Genomic DNA, 20,422 nt, shown 5'->3' with positions numbered 1-20,422 from the left:
TTCGGTCGCGGTCGAATCATAATAACAAAGGGATTGGAGTGAATTGATTATGAACCCAAACGTCACGGAGACCGCTCAATTAATTGGCGACCCCTCTCGTCTTGCGATGTTATTGAGTTTGCTTGAAGGAAAAGCATTGCCCGCCAGCGATCTGGCTCGAGCCGCACGAATATCGCCGCAGACGGCAAGTTCGCACTTAGCCAAGTTGGTCGAGGGCGGCCTGCTGCTACACGAGAATTACGGCAGACATAAGTACTTCCGTCTTGCCAATCAGGAAGTCGCGCACGCTCTAGAATCGCTCCTTGCGATTTCCCCTCCTAAGCCGATTCGTTCTTTGCGCGAATCGGACGAGCTTAATCACTTACGGCATGCCCGAACTTGTTACGATCATCTGGCCGGCAAGATCGGGGTCGCTCTTACGGATCGACTAGTCGATATGCGATGGCTGGAAGAGTCGGAGAAAGATTATGCGCTAAGCTCGGAGGGTAAGGAAAAGTTGCAGAACTGGAGCGTGGGAATCGAAGTTATTCCCGAGAAACGTCGGTATTTTGCTCGACAATGCTTAGATTGGAGCGAGCGACGTCATCACTTGGCAGGAAGTCTAGGATCCGCGATAACCACTCGATTGTTCGAGTTGAAGTGGATTGAGAGACTTCCTAACGGACGGGCAGTCCGCGTAACGAACGAAGGAATACAGGGACTTAGAAGCGAATTCGGACTCACTATTCCTCCTTCCTTCTGAATAACCAAGAACCTCTCCGAAACTTTACACTGGTACCCACAGTCTGGACACTTTTAAAAAGTGTCCAGACTGTGGGTACCAGTGTAGAGAACTACAGGGGCTTATTTGGCCTCCAACCTATGTTTTTTGGATGAGATCGGCAAAATAGCAGACTACAGATTCCCTTAACCTCGGAAAATGCAACTTTTCCAAGAAATAGCGGACCATTGTTCCCTCCCCCATAAACAAAGCTGTCTCCCTCAGGTCTATCCAGACCATGGGAGACAGCTTTGAAAGAAGTACCGCTATTCCACAATTTTTCTCTCAATATCTTTTCCATCTTTATTTCCTTTGCAAATTAACACCGATCTTGCCGTCAAGCTCGCTGACTTCAAACGTTTTCAACCAGATTTTCTCACTGAACAGCGACTTGCCGGTTCGAATATCGAACTCCCAGCCATGCCAAGGACAGCGCAAGATCTCGCCTTTTTTCCCATATTCGTATTCATATACGTCAGACGGGAGCGTCGTTCCTGAGACGAGTCCAGCACACATCGGCGCACCTTGGTGCGGACAATAATTGTTGATCGCATAGAAGGCACCGTTAATCCGATAGATACCGATACTTTTCCCCTCGATTGTGACGACTGCGTGGCCGCCTTCAGGAACTGCGTCTGCCTCCAACACATAGTGTACCGTCATAAGCTCCTCCATCACTTAAAGGTTATATAAGCTTTTGGCGTTTTCATAAAAGATTTTCCTCTTGGCTTCGGGTTTTAATCTTCGTAGGATCATATCTGGAGAGTCAAAATCCCAATGCGGATAATCGCTTGAATAGAGAATCATATTCTCTGCATCGATCATATTAAATAAATCAATCAAATGCTGCGGGTTGTCCGGCTCCTCGATCGGCTGCGTAGTCAAATAGCAATGCTCGCGGATGTATTGGCTAGGCATCTTCTTGAGCCAAGGGACTGTGGAGCGCAGCGCTTTGTAGTTTTTATCCAACCTCCACATGAGATGCGGGAGCCAAGCAATACCACCTTCGGTTAGCACCACTTTCAGACGCGGGAATTTCTCGAACACTCCTTCGCATACCATCGACACGAGATGAGCCATGAACATCTGGGACAAACACGTGTGCCACTCGATGTAACGGGACGGATACCCTGCCGCCGTAGGCGCGGTTGAACCGCCGCCGCCTTCCGCTCCAGGATGGAGCGCAATGGGCAGACCATTACGTTCTGCAGCCTCATAAATGGGATGAAACTGCCGTTGACCAAGAGGCGCACGCGCTGCACTGGAAATCATCACCTCAACGATGTCCGGGTGCCCTCCCATGCGGTCAATTTCTCGTGCAGCGAGATACGGATCTTGCGTGGCGACTGCCAAAGCGCCCTTAAAAGCCTTATGCTTGCCAAGCCACTTATCGGCTAAAAAGTCGTTGTAAGCCGAACAGATCACTGCTGCAAAATCAGCATCATGCGTCGTTGATATGTTATACACGACACCAGTTAATACGCAGTATTCGACGTTATAATCTTCTAGCAGCTGTTTGATCATCAGATCTGGGTCAGAGCCAGCTTTGCCCCCGCCTGGCGGTATAGCGTCTTTCTTCATGACGCCAACCGGCGAGTAGTAACCGGAACCGGCATATCCGATTCCTGAAGCAGCCACGCGTGAGCGCCATGGTTCAGCCAAGTACGGCAGCAAATCAGAATCATTCTGCTCATTGTGGACATCCACATCAATGACCTTCATCTTTTCGGCCATAATCATCCCTCCATTTCGGAGGCCTGTTCTGGGTGAATGGGCCTCCGTGCAGCGCCAACGCGTTTATTTTTTACCGTATGTGCGAGTGTAAGCGGCATTGTACATATTCAACAGTTCATCTGCGCCTAGCTTTTTCGTTTGATCAATAAATTCTTGCCATGTTTTATCGTTAATCGGCGTTTTACCAGACACGAATTCAGTCAATTTTTGCTCCAAATACTTGTTCAAATTGTTCAGTTTTGATTTTTCCAGCTCCAGCTCTTCACTTGTTTTAACAATCTGCTTCGGTGCCGGGATAATAACCGGTGCATAGAGCTTGTTAATCGCTTTGCTCTTATCGCTTAAGCCGCTTTCCCATACAGCACGGGATTTGGCATTGTCCAGGGTGACCATGTCATACCAGACGCCCCAATCTTTCCGCAGTGTAGTAAATGGCGACGCGCCGAAATCCTTGTTGTACACAGGTACGCCGTTTTCCTTCGTATACGTTTTGCCTTCGATTCCGAGGGATAAGTAATTCGAACCTTCTTCACTAAGCAGGTAGTCGAGGAACTGAACCGCTCTGTCTTTATCTTTGACCTTGGCGGAAATCGCACGACCCGTAGCCCCTACAACAGAACGCGAGAATTGATAGTTCTTAATGCCATCAGCAGCGAACTGTGGAATTGCATCCAGCGTGTAATCAGCCGTTCCTGCTTTGCGCCCCTTATCCATAAGAGTCTCTAGATCAGCCTTCCAGAAGAAAGTAACCAGTGATTTCCCCTTAAGAATCCGCTCCTCCCACTGCGCTTGCGTGATCATTGAGAATTCAGGATCCAATAATTTCTCGTTAAACAGTTTGTTGAGGAAGATGAGAGAATCCTTATACCCTTTATGATAAGGCGCAAATGCATATTTATCCGTAGCAGGATCAACGTTATAGAAGCCGTGAATACCTGTGAAGGCTCTGCCGAACGTCGTGAATAGCCCTGTATCGCCAACGATTGCATTATTGATCAATGGGTACGTATCTGGCTGTTTTTCTTTCAGAGTTTTTAGATACTGGTAGAATTCTTCCAGTGTCGTCGGCGCTTTCAAACCGTATTTATCCATAATGTCCTTACGGGTATACCAGATAAAGTTGAATCCTTTGCCTTCGGCATCACCCTCGATAACTGGCACAGTGTAAATCCCTCCGTCTGCTCCTGTGGCAACGGCCTTGGCTTCCGGATATTTATCGAAAAACGCCTTCATATTCGGGGATTTATCCATGTAATCCTTCAGGTTCAGAAACACTTTGTCTGGCCCATGCTGTCTGCCTTCTAGTGTATCGACCTGAATGAAGTCTGTAACCGCGTTGGTCGCGATCATGATCTGTTTCTTCTCTTTCAGGCCTTCCTGACTAACCACTTGAAACTCCACTTTCACGCCAGTTTTCGCTTCAATTTCCTTGAAAATTTCCCAGTCTTGACGCACTTTCCCCTCCGGACGGTCATAAGCCAGCCAGGAAAAGGTGATCGGCTTCTTCGCCACTTCCCCTTTCTTCGTATCCCCTGATGCCGGTGTATCCTTGGATTCACTCGTACAACCTGCGACCAAGCTGGAAAGCATTACGGCCGATAGTGCTGCTGCTACTGTTCTTTTTTTCATGAAAAAACCTCCCCAATGTGTTTAAAAGGCTGCTTTACTACCGTAGTCACTAGCACAAGTCGCAATCGGATCTTACCCTTTTATACCGCCGATCATTGTCCCCTGAACGAAATATTTCTGGATGAAGGGATACACACATAGGATCGGGAGCGTAGCCATCATAATGATGGCGTACTTCATCGTTTGGAGCAGGCTCATATCGCCTTCACCTTGAATCGTTGTACCGGCTATCAGAATGTTCCGAAGCATAATTTGCAGCGGATACATAGAGCGGTCGTTCAAATAAATGAGGGCATCGAAGAAGGCGTTCCACTGGTTCACAGCTGTGAATAGTCCGATTGTAGCCATGACGGGCATCGAGAGTGGCATGACGACTCGCAGCAGCACCTGCAAGGAGGAACAACCGTCGATCGTTGCTGCATCCTCTAGTTCTTCTGGCAAAGCTTCGAAAAATGTCCGCATGATAAATAAATACCAAGTACTAATCATCGAAGGCAGAACGATGGCCCATATCGAATTCAACAAGCCGAGCTTCTGCACAACGAGAAACGTTGGGATCATCCCTCCGCTGAACAGTAGTGTAAACGCGGCCATCATCAGGATTAATTTTCGGCCGGGCAGCCATTTCTTCGCTAACGGATAGGCCATAGCTGCCGTAGTAATCAAGGTCAGAATGACATGAACGACCGTATAGCGGATCGTATTCCAGTAGCTGACCCATAGATCTGAGTTAGCTGCCAACTGTTTATAGGCTACCAGCGTTACTTTTTTGGGCAAAAGAAGGACATCACCGCTTGACACCAGTGCATTGTCGCTAATCGAGGCACTGAACACATAGACTAATGGATATATCATCACAATCATAAGAAGGATCATAACCGTATAGTTCAATGTGTCAAAAATTCTGGAGGCTATAGACTGTTTAATTTTCAAATAGGATTCCTCCTTTACCACAGGCTTGTTTCTGAGTGTTTCCTAGCTATACGATTTGCACCAATGACGAGAATAAGACCGATAACGGACTGAAATAATCCGACCGCTGTTGCGAAGCTGAAATCTGCATCCAGGATCCCGCGCCGATAGACGAACGTGTTAATCACATCTGAAGTTTCGTAGTTCATGGAGTTGTATAACAGCAAGATTTTCTGAAAGCCTGTTTCCATAAAATGTCCCAGAGTCAGAACGAACAGAATTATCATCACAGGTACCATACCAATGAAGGTAATATGGCGCATTTGGTGATAACGGTTCGCCCCATCCATTTTCGCCGCCTCATACAGGGTTGGATCAATCCCAGCGATAGCTGCCAAGTACAGAATCGTTCCCCACCCGATTTTTTGCCATATTTCTGAGGAGACATAGATTGCTCTGAACCATTCAGGCAGCCCAAGAAATAGAATCGGTTCCATCCCAAACACCTTCACCAGCAAAAAATTAATGATACCGGTTTGTGGCGACAGGAACGTGACCAGAATTCCAGCAATAACGACTGTTGATAGAAAGTGCGGCATGTAACTGATGCTCTGTGCGATGCGTTTAAACATTTTGTTCTTAAGTTCATGAAATAAAATAGCCAGAATGATCGGCGCCGGAAAATGAAAGAGGAGATCATAGACATTCAACATGACCGTATTACGAATCAGCTTCCAGGAATCCGGATTCACATAAAAAAATTCAATAAAGTGTTTAAAGCCTACAAATTTACTGTCCAAAACGCCTCTGCCGATCGAATAATCCTGAAAGGCAATGATGACTCCATACATAGGCACGTATTTGAAAATGATGTAGTATAAAATCCCCGGCAGCATTAACAAATATAGCGCTCTATGCTTCTTCAATACGTACCCTATCCCATTTTGCTGAATCATACTGCCTCCCCCCTCCTCCTTGCGGAAGTTGATGGCCTTACTATACAAAGAGCGGGGCTTAACCGTAAAGCACGCATAATTACCTCATGTCTCTTTTTTTGCAAGCCCGATTTCATGCGGTTTTCCGGCCGTTTAATGGTGCTGGAAGAAAAAATAGAGACTTCGAAAAAAATGAAGTCTCTATCCTTTAATGATGCATCGTACGATATTTGGCCGGCGTGATGCCTTCATATTTGCGAAAAGTTCGGATAAACGAATTTCGGCCCCAGTAGCCAACTTTCTCCGCGATGTCATCGATTTTCATATCTGTCTCCAGCAAAAATTGCTTCGCTTTCATAAGCCTGTACTTAGCAATATACTCCACATACTTCTCGCCCACTGCTTCTTTAAAGGTTCGGCTGAAATGCCCGTTCGACATGTTGAGGAGCCCTGCAAAATATTCAATCGAAAGCTCCTCGTTATAATGCTCGTGAATATAAGCCAGAATCTCCGAAAACTGCTGTGTGCGTTGATGGGGTTCTTCCGTTCGGAATAAAACACAATGGATGTCAAAGAAACTTTGCTCTAATTCGTCCCACGTCATGCAGCTATGGAGCCGATCGTACAAGCTAGAAAAAAAAGGCACATTAAAATCGTTGTGCTCCGTTTCAACAGCACGAATCCATGTGTTCAGTACGTCCGTACTTAAGTATTTTACCTGCATGGCGGTCGCATTCTTGTGTTTCCCATCCTCCAGCTTCTCGCGCACAGACTCCAGCAACCGCTCATATTCCTTGGTTTTATGCTGGTTGAAGATGCGGTTCACTTCCTGTACGGATAAAAAGCTTTCCCACTGCGTCCGTTCCCCTACCAGAGGTCCCCGGCATATTTCCACATCGGCATCCAATCCGCGATTCTGCAGTACAGATAAGGCTTGTTCATACGATTCATGCAGCTCTTCTGCCGCGTTCACGGTTTTCCCGATGCCAATCGTTGCTTTGAAATATTGGCTGTACGATTCCAGCACCAATTTCGTGATATCTGCAGCCTCTTCCGCCCCTAGATGCAGGAACGTATCATGGGTGACAACGCATGCTAACACATCCGGTTTCGTCTGACATAACCAGACCATCGAAGGGGTGGACTTGCGAATCAATTCTTTGATTTCCACGAACATGAATGACTTCGTCGTCTCCGACAGCCGGTCATACACCTCCGCATTGTAGTGGAATGCAATACATAGCACTGTACGCATCGCCTGCTTGTCATAGGTAAAATCAATTTCCTTCGCATAATAAGCGATGGACAGCTCGTCTTGATATTCTCCCTGCAAAATTTTGGTAATAAAAAACTCCTGCATCAAGGGGAACATGCCGTTCATCCGTTGTGACAGTTCTTTATTTTCATCGGTAATTTCTTGAATAGGACGATACAACCGTCGGCTCAAATAATACGAGACAACGCTGCCTACTACGAGAAAAAAGACGAGAAACGCCCAACTTATCAATCTTGTCATATAAGCTGGTTTCATCAAGGTACGAAGATCTGCGATCGTAACATAATACCAAGCATCGTTGAACCGGGATTTCACCAGTGACATGGCGATTTCATCCGTAACCAGAAATTGTGATTCAATCACCTTTGAACGCGTATGCGCCAGCACAGCTTTAACTTCTTTATCCGTCAGGCCGTGCTGATTCAAAATTTCACCTTGGCTAGTAGCAATCGCCGTACCTGTAACCCATTTCTCAGGAATGGAAATTTGTTCTTTCAGCTTGTCTTGATCAAAATGCACGACCAAATAAACCTCTGGATTTTCCGTATTAAACGGATAGCTCATAACGGCCGACATGCCGAGCGAGCTCGAGTCCACGATATCCATCATTTTTTTACCGGTAAAATGGGAAAGATAATCTACTTTCTGCTGCTCATCGAGCGGGTAAGTCATATTAAAATAGTAGGATTTATCCGTATAAATATCGACATCCGCTACCAGGTCATGATTGGAAAAATATAAAAACACCTTAGATACCAACTTGTCCGACTGTAGCTTCATCAACTGTTCTCTAAGGGCATGAAACTGATCGGAGCGCTGCTGATTTTCCCTGGAATCGTCAACGACTCTGAGAAGACCTGTTAAATTCGAGGAGCTGAGCATGTTGATCATATTGGTTTTGAGTGAATCTAAAGCTGTATCGGTTTGCTTGGAGAAATGGCTAATGACGACATCATTGAGCTTTTCGGCATCCTTCTCAATCGTACGAACTGCTAGCACATGAGCAAGGATGCTGGCAACAATAACGGGAATCAAAATAACAATGAAATAGTTGGTGAAAAGCCGCCAAAAAAGGGCTAATCGGAACTTATGCACCTTAGAAATGGCCATCTCGATCGCCCCCTCCCCTGTTAAGTTGTCATCCTTGTATCCAATTATTAGAATGACTATTGTTTTATACTATTGAAAAAGAATTAGAGGGTCAATAGATTTTGAAATTTTATTTTATTGCACAATTAACAGTATGAATTTTTATTTCTTTTTACGACAAAATAAGACATTTCTTTTTCATGTAAGAAAAAAGCACTCGAACTCCGAAATGGGCGTACACAGAAAGAGCCTTACGATTTATCGCAAGGCTCTTTCCATTTCTTTTATATTTCGTACACTATTTAATGAACTAACTGCCCATCTCTGAACCTCACAACCCGCTTCCCCTGCTCCGCAACCTGCCGATCATGCGTAATCACAATAATCGTCCGCCCCTGTTCATTCAGCCGCCTGAAAATATCCATGATCTCCGCACCCGTCTTCGAATCCAGTGCCCCTGTTGGCTCATCCGCCAAAATAATCGGCGGATCTCCTGCCAGCGTGCGTGCAATCGCAACACGTTGCTGTTGTCCTCCTGAGAGCTCAGACGGAAAATGCTTCCGACGATCAAGCAAATCTGCAGCTTCCAACGCCTTTAATATAAGCGGCTCTCGTTGTTTCCTTGTCATTCCCCGGTAGATCAATGGTAACTCCACATTCTCATATGCGCTTAACCTCGGTAATAGATTAAAGCTTTGGAAAACAAACCCGATCTTCCGATTCCTAATCTCTGCCAATTGTGAATCCTTCAGCGAGTGAATCTGCTTCCCATCCAGGACGTACAGACCTTCGTCCGAAACATCCAAGCAGCCAATAATATTCATCAGAGTGGACTTGCCTGAGCCGGATGGGCCCATAATAGCGACAAACTCACCCTGAGCGATGTCTAGCGAAATGTCATCCAACGCTCGAATCGTCTCGTTGCCCATATAGTAAAATTTACTGACATGCTCAATTTGGATTAAGGCTGCCATTGTCTTCGCCTCCATTATTTGATACCAAATGAATGAAGAATGCGATTCAATTCTATTGAATTCTTTTACCGCTTCGCCTTATAAAATTCATGATACAGCTTCATTAACGCCCGCTTCTCAATCCGCGACACATACGAACGCGAAATACCCAGCTCCTTCGCAATCTCCCGCTGCGTCCGCTCCTCGCCGCCAAGCTCCAACCCGAACCTTCCGACTACGACTTCTTTCTCCCGGTCGTCCAATATCTCCAGATTCCGATAAATTTTCGACTTCTCAATCTTGAGTTGCACCGCGTCCACCACATCATCTGCCTCGCTGCCGAGGATATCAATCAGCGTAATTTCATTCCCCTCTTTATCCGTTCCGATCGGATCATGCAGAGACACATCTTTCCGCGTTTTCTTCAAAGAACGCAGATGCATCAGAATCTCATTCTCAATACAACGTGCAGCAAAAGTCGCCAGCTTTGTCCCTTTGTTTGGGGAGAAGGATTCGATGGCTTTGATCAAACCGATTGTCCCGATGGAGATCAAATCTTCCAAATCTTCCCCTGTGTTGTCGAATTTTTTGAGGTTGTGTACACGAAGCAAGGTAACCTAATAAATTAAGTCACCAGATTAATTCCCAAAAACCAAAAAGCCCTGCGATTTCTCGCAAGGCTTCCCCATATGCTTAATTTATTCATTCAACTGAGATTTTACATAACCGAAACATCATCGATCCCAACCCATCCACTTGCTGTTTGAGGGGCACTGATCCAAACCTTGATCGTTTGACCAGCTAAAGCTGTAACTGTGAATGTATTTTTTTTGTATCCTCCCGTTGTAACGGTTGACTGTGCTTGATTAATGCCTGCTACATCCACTCCAACCTTCACATTACTTGCAATATTCGTAATTACGTACGCTGTAACTGTGTAAGTTGCTGTCGTTGGCGCAGTTATGGTCTGGGACAACTTAGTGAGTGCTGTTGTGTTGAAGGCAGCTTTATAGGTTCCCGTGTAAGAACCTGTGTTTTGAATTGAAATGCCTGAGCTATTCTGCTCTTTCACCCAGCCTCCATTCGCGTTACCCCACTCAAAGCTCGGATTGCCAATCAAATTTTGACTCTCATAGGCACCTCTATCAGGCCCCGCTCCTCTTGGCCGCGTGTTGGAGTTGAAGTCATTGGCCGGTGCTAACGTACTCGAACCCGTATCAATCGCCTTCGAACCGATATGTACCTGAAAATCTCCTCCTATCGCGTTTTCAAAGAGGGGATCTGCCCAAATGTCGTTAGGTCCACTTACAACTGGGTTTCCATTGGCATAAATATTATAGTTTGTAACCACATTGGTATTGCTAAAGTTTGTATTTATATTTCGCCCCGTTCTTGCAACAAGAATATTATTAAAAAGATTAACATGATCGGAGGATTGGGCGAATATTTCCCCATAATCCAGTTGGGCAGAATTGTTATAGGCTGTATTGTTGATGATATCCACATCAGCACTATGATATGCGTGTATACCTGAACCCCCATTTAAGTAGGAAAGATTGTTCGTTACCAACGTCTTTCCGGTATAAGCCGGCTCTTTCAAGGTACTGTCAATAATAATGCCATTGCCATCCGAATAATCTTGTGTTTGTTCCCATTTCACCAATGTTTTATTGTTATACACCCGGTTGTTTCGGATTACGTTACGATAGGTCGTTGTATTGGTATCCGCATCTTTCGGAGTAAGGATGGAGATACCGCTGGTCGCATAGAGTGTGTACCATGAGTTATTGTAAACCGTATTATGCTCAATGGTCACATAATCAGACTTTTCAACACTTATGCCTCCCCCAGGCACATCATGAACAATCGTATTGGAAACTACAACGTGGTGGGGATAACTCGTCGTCCCGGTTGCAGGCTTAATATAGATGCCATTCGTTTGTGTTTTACGTACATAGTTCCAATCAATGGTAGCTGTTGGTTCGTTCTGTATAAAGTGATTGTATCTCGCTTCGCCATCGCTGAGGGTTAGATTGGCGTTATCTCCTTCGATTTCGAAGCCATCGATTTTGATATAGGAAGCGTTCACAACAATGTGGTTCCACGCATCAATGGCTTTGAGCTTCGGATGATGTCCAGGATAGGCCAGGAAATTGATGTCCCCCCCGGTGGAACTGGCATTACCGGAACGTGTAACTTGAAATACAAACTGATCATTGGTCTTGTAGTAGGTTCCATTCATGACATATACGGTATCACCCGGATTCGTTAAATCAGCGGCATATTGAATATTCTTGAAAGGTGTACTGGGACTGGTTCCATAACCGCTGGCATCCACACCCGTATCAATATCGACATAATAGGTTTGCGTTGCGGCATGGGCTGATTTCACAAATGAAAATGTCGTACATGCCAGCAGCAGAGAGAGTAAGCCAACTAGCCATATTGACTTTTTAAACCCAAATCCTAATCCCATTGATATCTCCTCCTTGCATATATTCGTTTTCTACATCGAAGTAATAACGAAGGTCAACCTGCCCGTAGCGGCATCATAGACCCCTTTGGTCTCTTTAACCACCTTGCCATCCCCATCGATATAATAGACTGTAATGTGCTCAGGTTTCTTTAATTCCTCAGGTGTGGGCTGATACATAACGGATACCGAAACCGGAGCTTGATTGTTTTTCCAATCCAATCGTTTACCGTCCACTAGAATGGATAATGCCAATACCGGATTCTCTCCGGCCTTCAGCTTCTTCTCCTTCTTTAAGTTGGAGGTATCTGCCGTAGCCATACGGATCTCAACGTTAGAGGCTTCTGCTAGATCTTTGTTCTTCAGCATATCATCCGGAACGGTGACGGTAGCCAGGTCGGTCTGAATAGCCAGTTTGTCCAATCCGGTGCCCTCCTTGAACAGCTGCGTAGGCAGGCCCACTGCATAGGATTTCGCGCCTGTTATCGGCTTTATTGCCATTGTTGCCAGCTTAGTTCCTGTCCCCTCACTTGTAGTTTGGGCAAACAATTGCTGAAGGAGTTGTTGCGATACCTCTGCTTTAGCAGCCGTATTGACAAGAATTGGCGTTACTTTAATGGTGGATCCTTCTATGACAGGTCCTGTATCTTCTAGCTTCACTGTAAGGGTAATTCCTTCAGATATGGTCACTGAGCCCTTATCATCATATGCTTTGGCAGTAATGCTATAAGTACCTACCGGAAGTTGAATCAGGTTATAGATATAGCTGCCTTCCGAACTCGGTAACCCGATACCTAATAAGCTGCTGCTATTGTAGAACTCTACCTTGCTGATAATGCCGTCATTGTCCGATGCCACTGCCGTTAACTGCACATTAACCGGAGCCGTGTACAGGGAGCCATTAGCAGGTCCCGTTAAGCTGACCGTGGGCGGGGAATTAGGTATTTCTATTACCGTTATTGTAGCAATAGCCTTTATTGAGGTGTCTTGCACTACACCATTGACCGTATAGGTTCCCGCACTTGCAAAACTACTAGGATCCATGGCATCCCAAGTCACATTCACAGGAGATGTTGAGGCATTACTATATACCGCTGTTACAACAGAAGGCAGCGTTGGAGCCATGCCGGCTGTTGTAGTTACCGTAATGGGGGTAATGATTGTAATCGTTGGTGCTGCGACGAACGTAACATTACCATACCATTGTGTAGAAGCATTGGAATTAATTCTTCGGTTACTCCACATGGTTGCATTATCCCGAATTCCATCATAATTACTGTCATCGCTCGCACCTGCGTCGAAACCAATTACCGTTCCTACAGAGCCAGTTATGCTTGTCAAAGGAAGTGCCGCTTCGATGATATAACCGCCATCCACTACTCTCGCTGCAGAAGTAAAGATGCCAGGAGTAACATTGGTCCCACCACTTTTCAAATTCAAATAATTAACACGATAATGTCTATCGTCTACTTGGAAAGAAGTCGTTTTAGCATCATTTTCATCCACGAAAAATTCCATGGAATCATGCTCCCACAAGTTTCCGCCTGTTGCATTTAGATCAGCGTCCTGTACTTCTGCGTGTACATACAGGTGTTGTTCATCCCATAACAATCGGACTGTCGCAAGTGGCCATTTTTTCGTGCTATCGCTGACATATAAAGCCTGAAAACTCTCTGTTGAGGACCATAGTGCATCCGTTAGCCCATCAATCATCGGCGTCCCCTTGGCTGCTGTAGCTGCTTTAGATATTTCTGGCGTTGGTTCAGTTAGTTGTACAGCATCATCCACTAAAAAAGCGGGGTTATTACTTGGTGATTCATAGGCGCCGATATCGACACGAGCATTCGAGCCTTCTCCTGCATAAGGACGCACGTTCCCATCATAATCAACACTTGGAGCAAATGAACGGGTGCCAACATCAATCGCCGGCGAATCTGCTTGTAGATGAAAATCATACGTCGCCCCGGTCACAGTAACAAACTTCGGATCATCTACAAGCTCATTTTTCCCTACAAAACGAGTTAAACCGCCATACATATTGTTGGCAAAAAGATTGTTAAATCCACTATTTCCGTTTGCATACTCACCAGCTTCACTCCTGGCAATGGAAATATTGTTCAGAAAGACGGCATTATCTCCGGACTGCACATCCATATTCGGATATTTTAAATACGGACTACGGCTATTATGATAAATCGTGTTGTTAATGACATGCACGTTATGACTTCGATAAATGTGAATGCCCCCGCCGCCATTGTCATAGACAATATTGTTGCTCACTAATTTTTTACCTTTGTAGGTTTCATCGACATCAAAAATAATCCCGTTCCCATCGGAATAGCCTTTCGTTCTCTCCCATTTGACTCTGGTTTCATTGTCATAGACACGGTTATTGCGAACAATAATTTTGTAATCGGACGTGTTGGCGTCAATATCAACATCGTTCATAAAACTAATCCCACTTGTCGCATAGAAGGTATACCAGCTGTTGGCATGAATATCATTACCTTCAATCGTGATATAATCACCGCCACCGCCAACTCCGCCGCCTGACAAGTGATGAACGTGATTATTCTTAATCATGACATGATGGCCAGCAATAGAAATGCCATTGGTGTTAGTTTTTGCATAAGTAGACCAATCAGAGCCGCCTGCTATTTTGCTTTCATAATTAGCTTCCGCTTCTGCGAGTGTCAAATTTATATTATTACCTTCGATTTCCAGACCATCAACGACGATATAGTTGGCACTTACTTGTACCATATCCCATACCCCTTTGATATTCGGAGGAAGCAGCAGTTTGGGTTTATTGTTAGGATCATATGCTTTGTAAGTAATGTAATGAGCAATACCCGTTTTTACATCTTTGGCACCGGAGCGATTGATTAGAACGAAGTCGTTTGCTTCATTCGCTGCGGCATAGGTTCCCGGCATAATATTAACGGTGTCACCGGGATTCGTTACACTTACGGCTTTATTAATCGTTTTGAATGCGGATGTTGTCGTCAATCCGTTATTCGTATCCAAACCTGCTGGGCTTACATAATAGACAACAGGCTGGCCAATGTATGGTTGTTCTTCAAATAAGGTGCCGGGGTTCTGGTTGATGGTTGGTGGCGTACCCACTGAGTTGGAACCAGACAGCCTAATATCATCAACAAGAATTTTGGTTTCCTGTCGAGCACCATCTTTTACTTCTAGGAAGAATCCTTTTAGTCCGCCTAAGTAAGCGTCATTTTGAAGAGGTTCGCTGTTCACGATCTTCGTATTATTCAGATACATATCATAACTCTTCGTATCTAAGTGAAACACCAGTTTGATCTTATAGAGCGTATTCATGCTCCAATTTGTACGATCTGCCAATGCCCCGCCTGCCGAATTGTCAGAACGTGCATAAAGCTGATTATCCATCCCGAAGGCAAAGATAGGACTCTCCAGACCAGCAGCGCTTACCAACTTGAAAATATAGTTCGCTTTCTCGTCCTTCAGCATAAAGCTGGACTCAAGCGTATAACTCTTCATGGGCACAGGAGCAAGCCAACTGCCATGGAAAGGAAATCCAACAATGCCCTGCTTACCAGCCGGGGACGTCACTTCTGCCCAGCGGGAACCTGCTTCTTCTACGATTTTCACTGTACTCGCGGAAGTGCTTTTCAATGCATTTCCACTAATCAACGGTGAATTCAAGGTGGATCCAGTCGGTGCAGCTGCAATAATAGCATCTATATCCGAAGTCTCGAAGCTAGTCGTTCGGAAGGTTTGATCTCCTACTTCAATGAAAGCTTCGGTTACAAACTCAAACCGGTCGATCACTGGGGTAGCATTTGCACCAATACGCTCAATTTTCATAGTGTTTACGCCTGCGTTTAGGTCAATGCCCGTTAGTTCCTCATACCTCCAGTTCGCCCACGCGCCTGTTGCAACACCCTTGGCGTCTTGAACCCGGGTACCATTAATTGTTACGGCAAAGGGCCTAGCCGTGCTGCCGTTACTGTACCTAACTTTCAATGTATACTTGCCAGTCTTAGGAACGACAATATTGTTATACAGCATATAACCTGTCAAGCCTGCAGCAATACTGGCATAACCCGTTCCAGAGAAGCCTGGCGCAGTGCCTACATTCGCAGCAATTGTGACATTAGAATGAGCTGCTCCCCCGCCATTCTCAGCTTCGATGATCGTCGCGAATGGTGTCACTTCCATGACATCGACCAGTGGGCCATCGGCGCTTTCAGATGAAAGCTTTATGGTATTGGCTCCTTGATTCAACAGCACGATTGCAGTAAGCTCTCCCCAAACAGGAATCTGCCCTTCTCCCGTTTTGTTGCCAGCAAATGTCGTAACTTTCTGACCATTTACACTTAGACTAACTGGCTTGGGAGCGGAATCCGCATTGCCATAGCTGATTTTGACAATATAATTCCCATAAGTAGCCGCTTGAACAGTCGTCCATGTCAGACTTGCCATATTAGTTTGAGCTCCCAAATCTACATATCCTGAGGCAGAGTAAACCGCCCCTACCGCTGGACTTGGTATTTGCCCATCCACGCGTGCGGCATTTTCAGCTTCATACATGGTACCCCCTGCAGCAAAAGCCTTATTTACTGGTATGATGGGTATAACCGTAGCCGTCAGTACGAGTGTAAATACTACAAACCATATCATTACCTTTTTCAAAATGAGTGTCCTCCTTATACTTTTCTCCAAATGGTGAAGCGCTTACAAAAAAGTTAATACGTTAAACTTAGCCTCACATTCCTCCTTAGATTACTTGCCGGTACATGCTTTCTAATCTGTAGCACTTTTGATTAGCGTCTAATCACCTTCCCTCCACATGTGGCTTACTATAGGCTTTAATGCTTATTTCCTGCAATTAGAGTTTTTTGAAAGATCTACTTCTACTACACTTCGAGCAATGGAAAAATAATGCAATTGCAGGAAATCGCTTGAATTGAAGCACAACAGAGGATGTCGCACCTCAATGATGTGACATCCTCTGTTGTGTCCTACTCCCTGCACATTAAACGTATAACGCCTTACTTCGCCCCAAATAGCTGCTTGTAACTTGCTTCTCTTTCGCTTTCAATCTTCTTGACATTCGGATCATTTTTCATACCCTCAATGAATTTATCCCAAGCTTCAATTGTTTCTTTACCCATAATGACTTTGATCTTCATATCCTGTAGTTTCTTTGCGATTTCCGATCCGAATTTGGTATCTGTTTCCGAAATTACCCCGTTATTGTTGATAAAAACACCATTTTGGATACGCTCATCCACAACTTTCTTATCCCGTTCCAAATACTCTTTCGGGTAGTCAACCGAGGCTTGTTGTACACGACTGTATGGATCAACCAACGTCCAGATATTTGTCAATGACGCCGTTGCTATTTTTTTGTACTCATCCGTCGTAACTTTCTTACCCTCTTTTACCGTGAAATGTACATCTTTGATACCAAAGTTTGAAAGCTCCATTCCTTCCGGTGTAGCACCGTAGTCAAAGAATGCCAAAATTTGCTTCAGCTTCGCTTCAGGCACTTTCTTGGAGATCAGATAGTTTCCGAAGAAACCTCCTTCTTTGGTTGCATACTTCTTCTCAGTTGAAGGTGTAGTCAGTGTAGGAACATGTACAATTCCCGCGTTCGGGGTTGTTTTTCTAAGAGTTCCTACCATATCACCGATTTTGCTGGCATCCATTGCTGTAGGGATCATACCAACTTTGCCTTGTTTCATCATATCCAACACTTGCGAGCCCTTCATGATCGCAAAATCAGGTGCTAAAACGCCTTCCTTGTAGGCACGTTGCAGCCAAAGAATAGCATCACGAGTTGCAGGTGAAAAATCTCTATACGAAGTCGGTTTCCCTTCTGTACTTAGAATCATGTTTTCGAATCCATTAAATGTATTTTCGACGAAACCTAACTGATCCATCCAGCCTTCTGCTACGGCACCCGTAAAGCCGTACGTATCTTTCTTGCCGTTACCGTCAGGATCCTGTTCAGTGAAAGCCTTCAGTACCGTGTACAGTTCATCCATCGTCTGCGGCACTTTTAAGCCAAGTTTGTCTAACCAGTCCTGACGTAATGCAGGGAACGAAGCACCGCCTGCTAATGGGCGAGGACGTGGGAGCCCATAGACTTTACCGTTCACTTTTGTATTATCAAAGCTTTCTTTCGGATAATTCTTCTGTAAATTCGGATAATCCTTTAGGAATGGGGTCAAATCCCAGAAGGCACCGTCTTTAATCGCATTCAAGACAGTAGAATCGAATATATAGGTAGTTAAGAGCACATCAGGAATTTCGCCCGAAGCGAGCATAACCTTAAATTTGTCCCCATAGTTATTGGAAGGCACGTAAGTAATATTAACTTTGGTATTCGTTCTTTTTTCCATCTCTAATTCGATTGCGTTATCATTTGCTGGCGCTTCTGGATTGTAGTTAATTGTTGTGATATTAAATTCAGTTGGTGCGGCTTGCTTCGTAGCAGCAGGTGATACGGAAGCTGCAGGTGTTTCCTCCTTCGTTCCGCATGCTGCAAGTACACTTGTTAATAGCAATGTTGCCGATAATACAGTTACTAAATTCTTTTTCATTTCTTATCCTCCCTTAAATTCCCCTTAATAATAGCATATATGTGACTATCATCCCTTAACAGAGCCAAGCATAACACCCTTGGCAAAATGCTTTTGAAGGAATGGATACACCAACAGGATTGGCACAGTGGCAATGACGACGGCAGCCATTTTAATCGTTTCGGGAGGAACCTGCTGTTCCGCAGCAACACCCGCTTCGGCAATTCCCGTTTCGGATTGAACCAGCATCCCTTGCAGTAGAACCTGCAGTGGCCGTTTATCTGGATCAGTGAGATAGAGAATGGCATTAAAGAAAGTGTTCCAATAAGCGACAGCAAAAAATAGTCCAAACGCCGCTAATGCTGGAAGCGATAAAGGCAAGATTATACGGAAGAAGATGTGTAGATCATTAGCACCATCAATAACTGCCGATTCTTCGAGGCTTTCAGGTATGCCATCGAAGAATGTTTTAAGTAGCAAGGCATTCCAACCGCTTAGCAAACCTGGCAAGATAATGGACCACAAACTATTCATGAGTCCAAGATCTTTGATGAGAAGGTAGTTCGGAATAATACCTGGCGAGAACAAAATCGTAATGATAAGCGCAACAGTTAACACTCGGCGTCCAAATAAGCGTTTTCTGGAAATCATATATCCGAATGCTGCAGAAACGATCAGACTTAGCGCAGTCCCTACAATAGCAAGATAAGTACTAACACCAAGTGATTTCACAAAAGTTTGGGTAGAGAAAATATATTCGTAAGCTGCAAGTGAAAACGATTTGGGGAAGAGCATTAAACTGCCCCCGATATAATCGCTAGGCGAGGTAAAGGATACGACAATAACATAATAGAATGGAAACACGGAAGCGATGCCAAGTAAGGCTAGTAGTACTACGTTGATATTTGAAAATATTTTGTCACCCAATGATTCTTTCACTGTCAACTCTCCTTAATATCTGACATTAGCCACACTTAATAAAATCCTTCCCCGCCTGCCTTTTTCACTAGCTTATTGGAGATGATTACCAATAGTAACCCGATAGCAGCCTTGAATAAACCAACTGCCGTTGTATAGCTAAACTCCGATTGTTTAATCCCCACACGATAAATATACGTATCGAAGACATCAGCAACATCAGAAACAGCAGCATTCTGTAAGAGGAAAACTTGTTCGAAACCAACATCCATAATATGTCCAAGCTTCAGAATCAGCAGAATGATAATTACATTTTGAATAGAAGGTATTGTAATATTCCACATCTGACGTATGCGACTGGCGCCATCCATGCGTGCGGCCTCATATAAACCTGGATCTACGTTGGCCATTGCAGCCAAGAAAATCACCGTTCCCCAACCTGCTTCTTTCCAAACACTCTGTCCTGTGAGGAACCCCCAGAAGAAACTCGGTGTCGTTAACCAATCTACACGTTCGAGGCCAATCAGGACCAAAAACTTATTTACGAGTCCTTCTCCCGTAGCAAACAATGTGAAAGTAAGTCCTGCAATGATTACCCATGATAAGAAATGCGGAAGGTAGACGATCGATTGTATGATTCGTTTAAAGACTTCGTTTCGAACCTCATTTAACATTAAAGAGAGAATGATGGGAACTGGGAAGAAAAACACCAAACTCATAATATTAATGGCAAGCGTATTTCTTAGCAGCTTAAAGAAATCCGGATTACTAAAGAATAGTTGGAAATTCTCTAAACCTACCCAATCACTTTTAAGTATCCCACGGAATGGAGAGTAATCCTGAAAGGCAATAACAACCCCCCACATCGGAACATATTTGAAAATGAGCAAACACAAGATACCAGGTAATCCTAATAAGTAGAGGTATTTATCACGTTTGATGGATTGCCACATCTTCTTTGCTGGATTCCGCGGCTTAACGATGCGTTTCGTTAATAGCCTATTTTCTTTCAATACATTCATTAGCTTCTCCCTCGCATTCAACGGTTGCTAGCACGTTTGTCTATGTCATCACTGTATGGGCTAGCCTCTTTTCCTGCAATAAGAGTTAATTGGCGTCTAGCTACATGTGAATTTACCGAGCTTTCCTGTTTCTTGGATCCTCTATCAAA

14 protein-coding genes are annotated in these 20,422 nt (G+C 44.7%); 1 reads left to right on the top strand and 13 read right to left on the bottom strand.

All coding sequences use genetic code 11. The features are described 5' to 3' along the window. Positions 1–43: 43 nt before the first annotated feature. Positions 44–742: an ArsR/SmtB family transcription factor gene (locus ACSQ8P_RS10460; protein ID WP_200963400.1), complete on the top strand. Its 699-nt coding sequence runs from the start codon at positions 44–46 to the stop codon at positions 740–742. Positions 743–1,063: 321 nt separating this feature from the next. On the opposite strand, the gene ACSQ8P_RS10455 is transcribed toward ACSQ8P_RS10460, so the two are convergent. The 13 genes from ACSQ8P_RS10455 to ACSQ8P_RS10395 all read right to left on the bottom strand — a co-directional run bounded on the left by ACSQ8P_RS10455 (position 1,064) and on the right by ACSQ8P_RS10395 (position 20,273). Then, positions 1,064–1,423: a Rieske (2Fe-2S) protein gene (locus ACSQ8P_RS10455; RefSeq protein WP_436235115.1), complete on the bottom strand. Its 360-nt coding sequence runs from the start codon at positions 1,421–1,423 to the stop codon at positions 1,064–1,066. Positions 1,424–1,438: 15 nt separating this feature from the next. Beyond that, positions 1,439–2,500, bottom strand: coding sequence for an amidohydrolase family protein (locus ACSQ8P_RS10450; protein ID WP_057308453.1), 1,062 nt, complete (start codon positions 2,498–2,500; stop codon positions 1,439–1,441). 57 nt (positions 2,501–2,557) lie between these two features. Beyond that, entirely contained in the window at positions 2,558–4,123 is a 1,566-nt protein-coding gene (locus ACSQ8P_RS10445; protein ID WP_436235114.1) for an extracellular solute-binding protein, read from the bottom strand. A gap of 72 nt (positions 4,124–4,195) precedes the next feature. Further along, entirely contained in the window at positions 4,196–5,056 is an 861-nt protein-coding gene (locus ACSQ8P_RS10440; RefSeq protein WP_057308455.1) for a carbohydrate ABC transporter permease, read from the bottom strand. 14 nt (positions 5,057–5,070) lie between these two features. After that, on the bottom strand, positions 5,071–5,991 hold the full coding sequence (locus ACSQ8P_RS10435; protein WP_436235113.1) for an ABC transporter permease: 921 nt from the start codon (positions 5,989–5,991) through the stop codon (positions 5,071–5,073). Positions 5,992–6,178: 187 nt separating this feature from the next. Next, the gene (locus ACSQ8P_RS10430; RefSeq protein WP_436235112.1) at positions 6,179–8,356 is read right to left on the bottom strand and encodes a helix-turn-helix domain-containing protein; all 2,178 of its coding nucleotides are present in this window, start codon (positions 8,354–8,356) and stop codon (positions 6,179–6,181) included. Between the two features lie 281 nt (positions 8,357–8,637). Then, positions 8,638–9,309, bottom strand: a complete 672-nt coding sequence (locus ACSQ8P_RS10425; protein WP_436235111.1) for an ABC transporter ATP-binding protein — start codon at positions 9,307–9,309, stop codon at positions 8,638–8,640. A gap of 65 nt (positions 9,310–9,374) precedes the next feature. Next, positions 9,375–9,899 carry an RNA polymerase sporulation sigma factor SigK gene (gene sigK, locus ACSQ8P_RS10420; RefSeq protein ID WP_173115694.1) on the bottom strand — a complete coding sequence of 175 codons (525 nt, stop codon included), beginning with the start codon at positions 9,897–9,899 and terminating at the stop codon, positions 9,375–9,377. Between the two features lie 107 nt (positions 9,900–10,006). Then, positions 10,007–11,764 carry a right-handed parallel beta-helix repeat-containing protein gene (locus ACSQ8P_RS10415; protein ID WP_436235110.1) on the bottom strand — a complete coding sequence of 586 codons (1,758 nt, stop codon included), beginning with the start codon at positions 11,762–11,764 and terminating at the stop codon, positions 10,007–10,009. Between the two features lie 30 nt (positions 11,765–11,794). After that, positions 11,795–16,438 (bottom strand): sugar-binding protein, encoded by a 4,644-nt coding sequence (locus tag ACSQ8P_RS10410; protein WP_436235109.1) that lies wholly within the window; start codon positions 16,436–16,438, stop codon positions 11,795–11,797. Between the two features lie 359 nt (positions 16,439–16,797). After that, positions 16,798–18,354 (bottom strand): extracellular solute-binding protein, encoded by a 1,557-nt coding sequence (locus ACSQ8P_RS10405; RefSeq protein WP_436235108.1) that lies wholly within the window; start codon positions 18,352–18,354, stop codon positions 16,798–16,800. A gap of 48 nt (positions 18,355–18,402) precedes the next feature. Then, complete coding sequence (locus ACSQ8P_RS10400; protein WP_436235107.1) at positions 18,403–19,272, bottom strand: carbohydrate ABC transporter permease; 870 nt, start codon at positions 19,270–19,272, stop codon at positions 18,403–18,405. Between the two features lie 35 nt (positions 19,273–19,307). After that, entirely contained in the window at positions 19,308–20,273 is a 966-nt protein-coding gene (locus ACSQ8P_RS10395; protein WP_436235106.1) for an ABC transporter permease, read from the bottom strand. Positions 20,274–20,422: the final 149 nt, after the last annotated feature.

It is taken from the genome of Paenibacillus sp. LjRoot153 (assembly GCF_964253085.1).
Lineage (GTDB): Bacteria > Bacillota > Bacilli > Paenibacillales > NBRC-103111 > Paenibacillus_E.
This window is presented reverse-complemented; position numbering and strand designations above follow the sequence as displayed.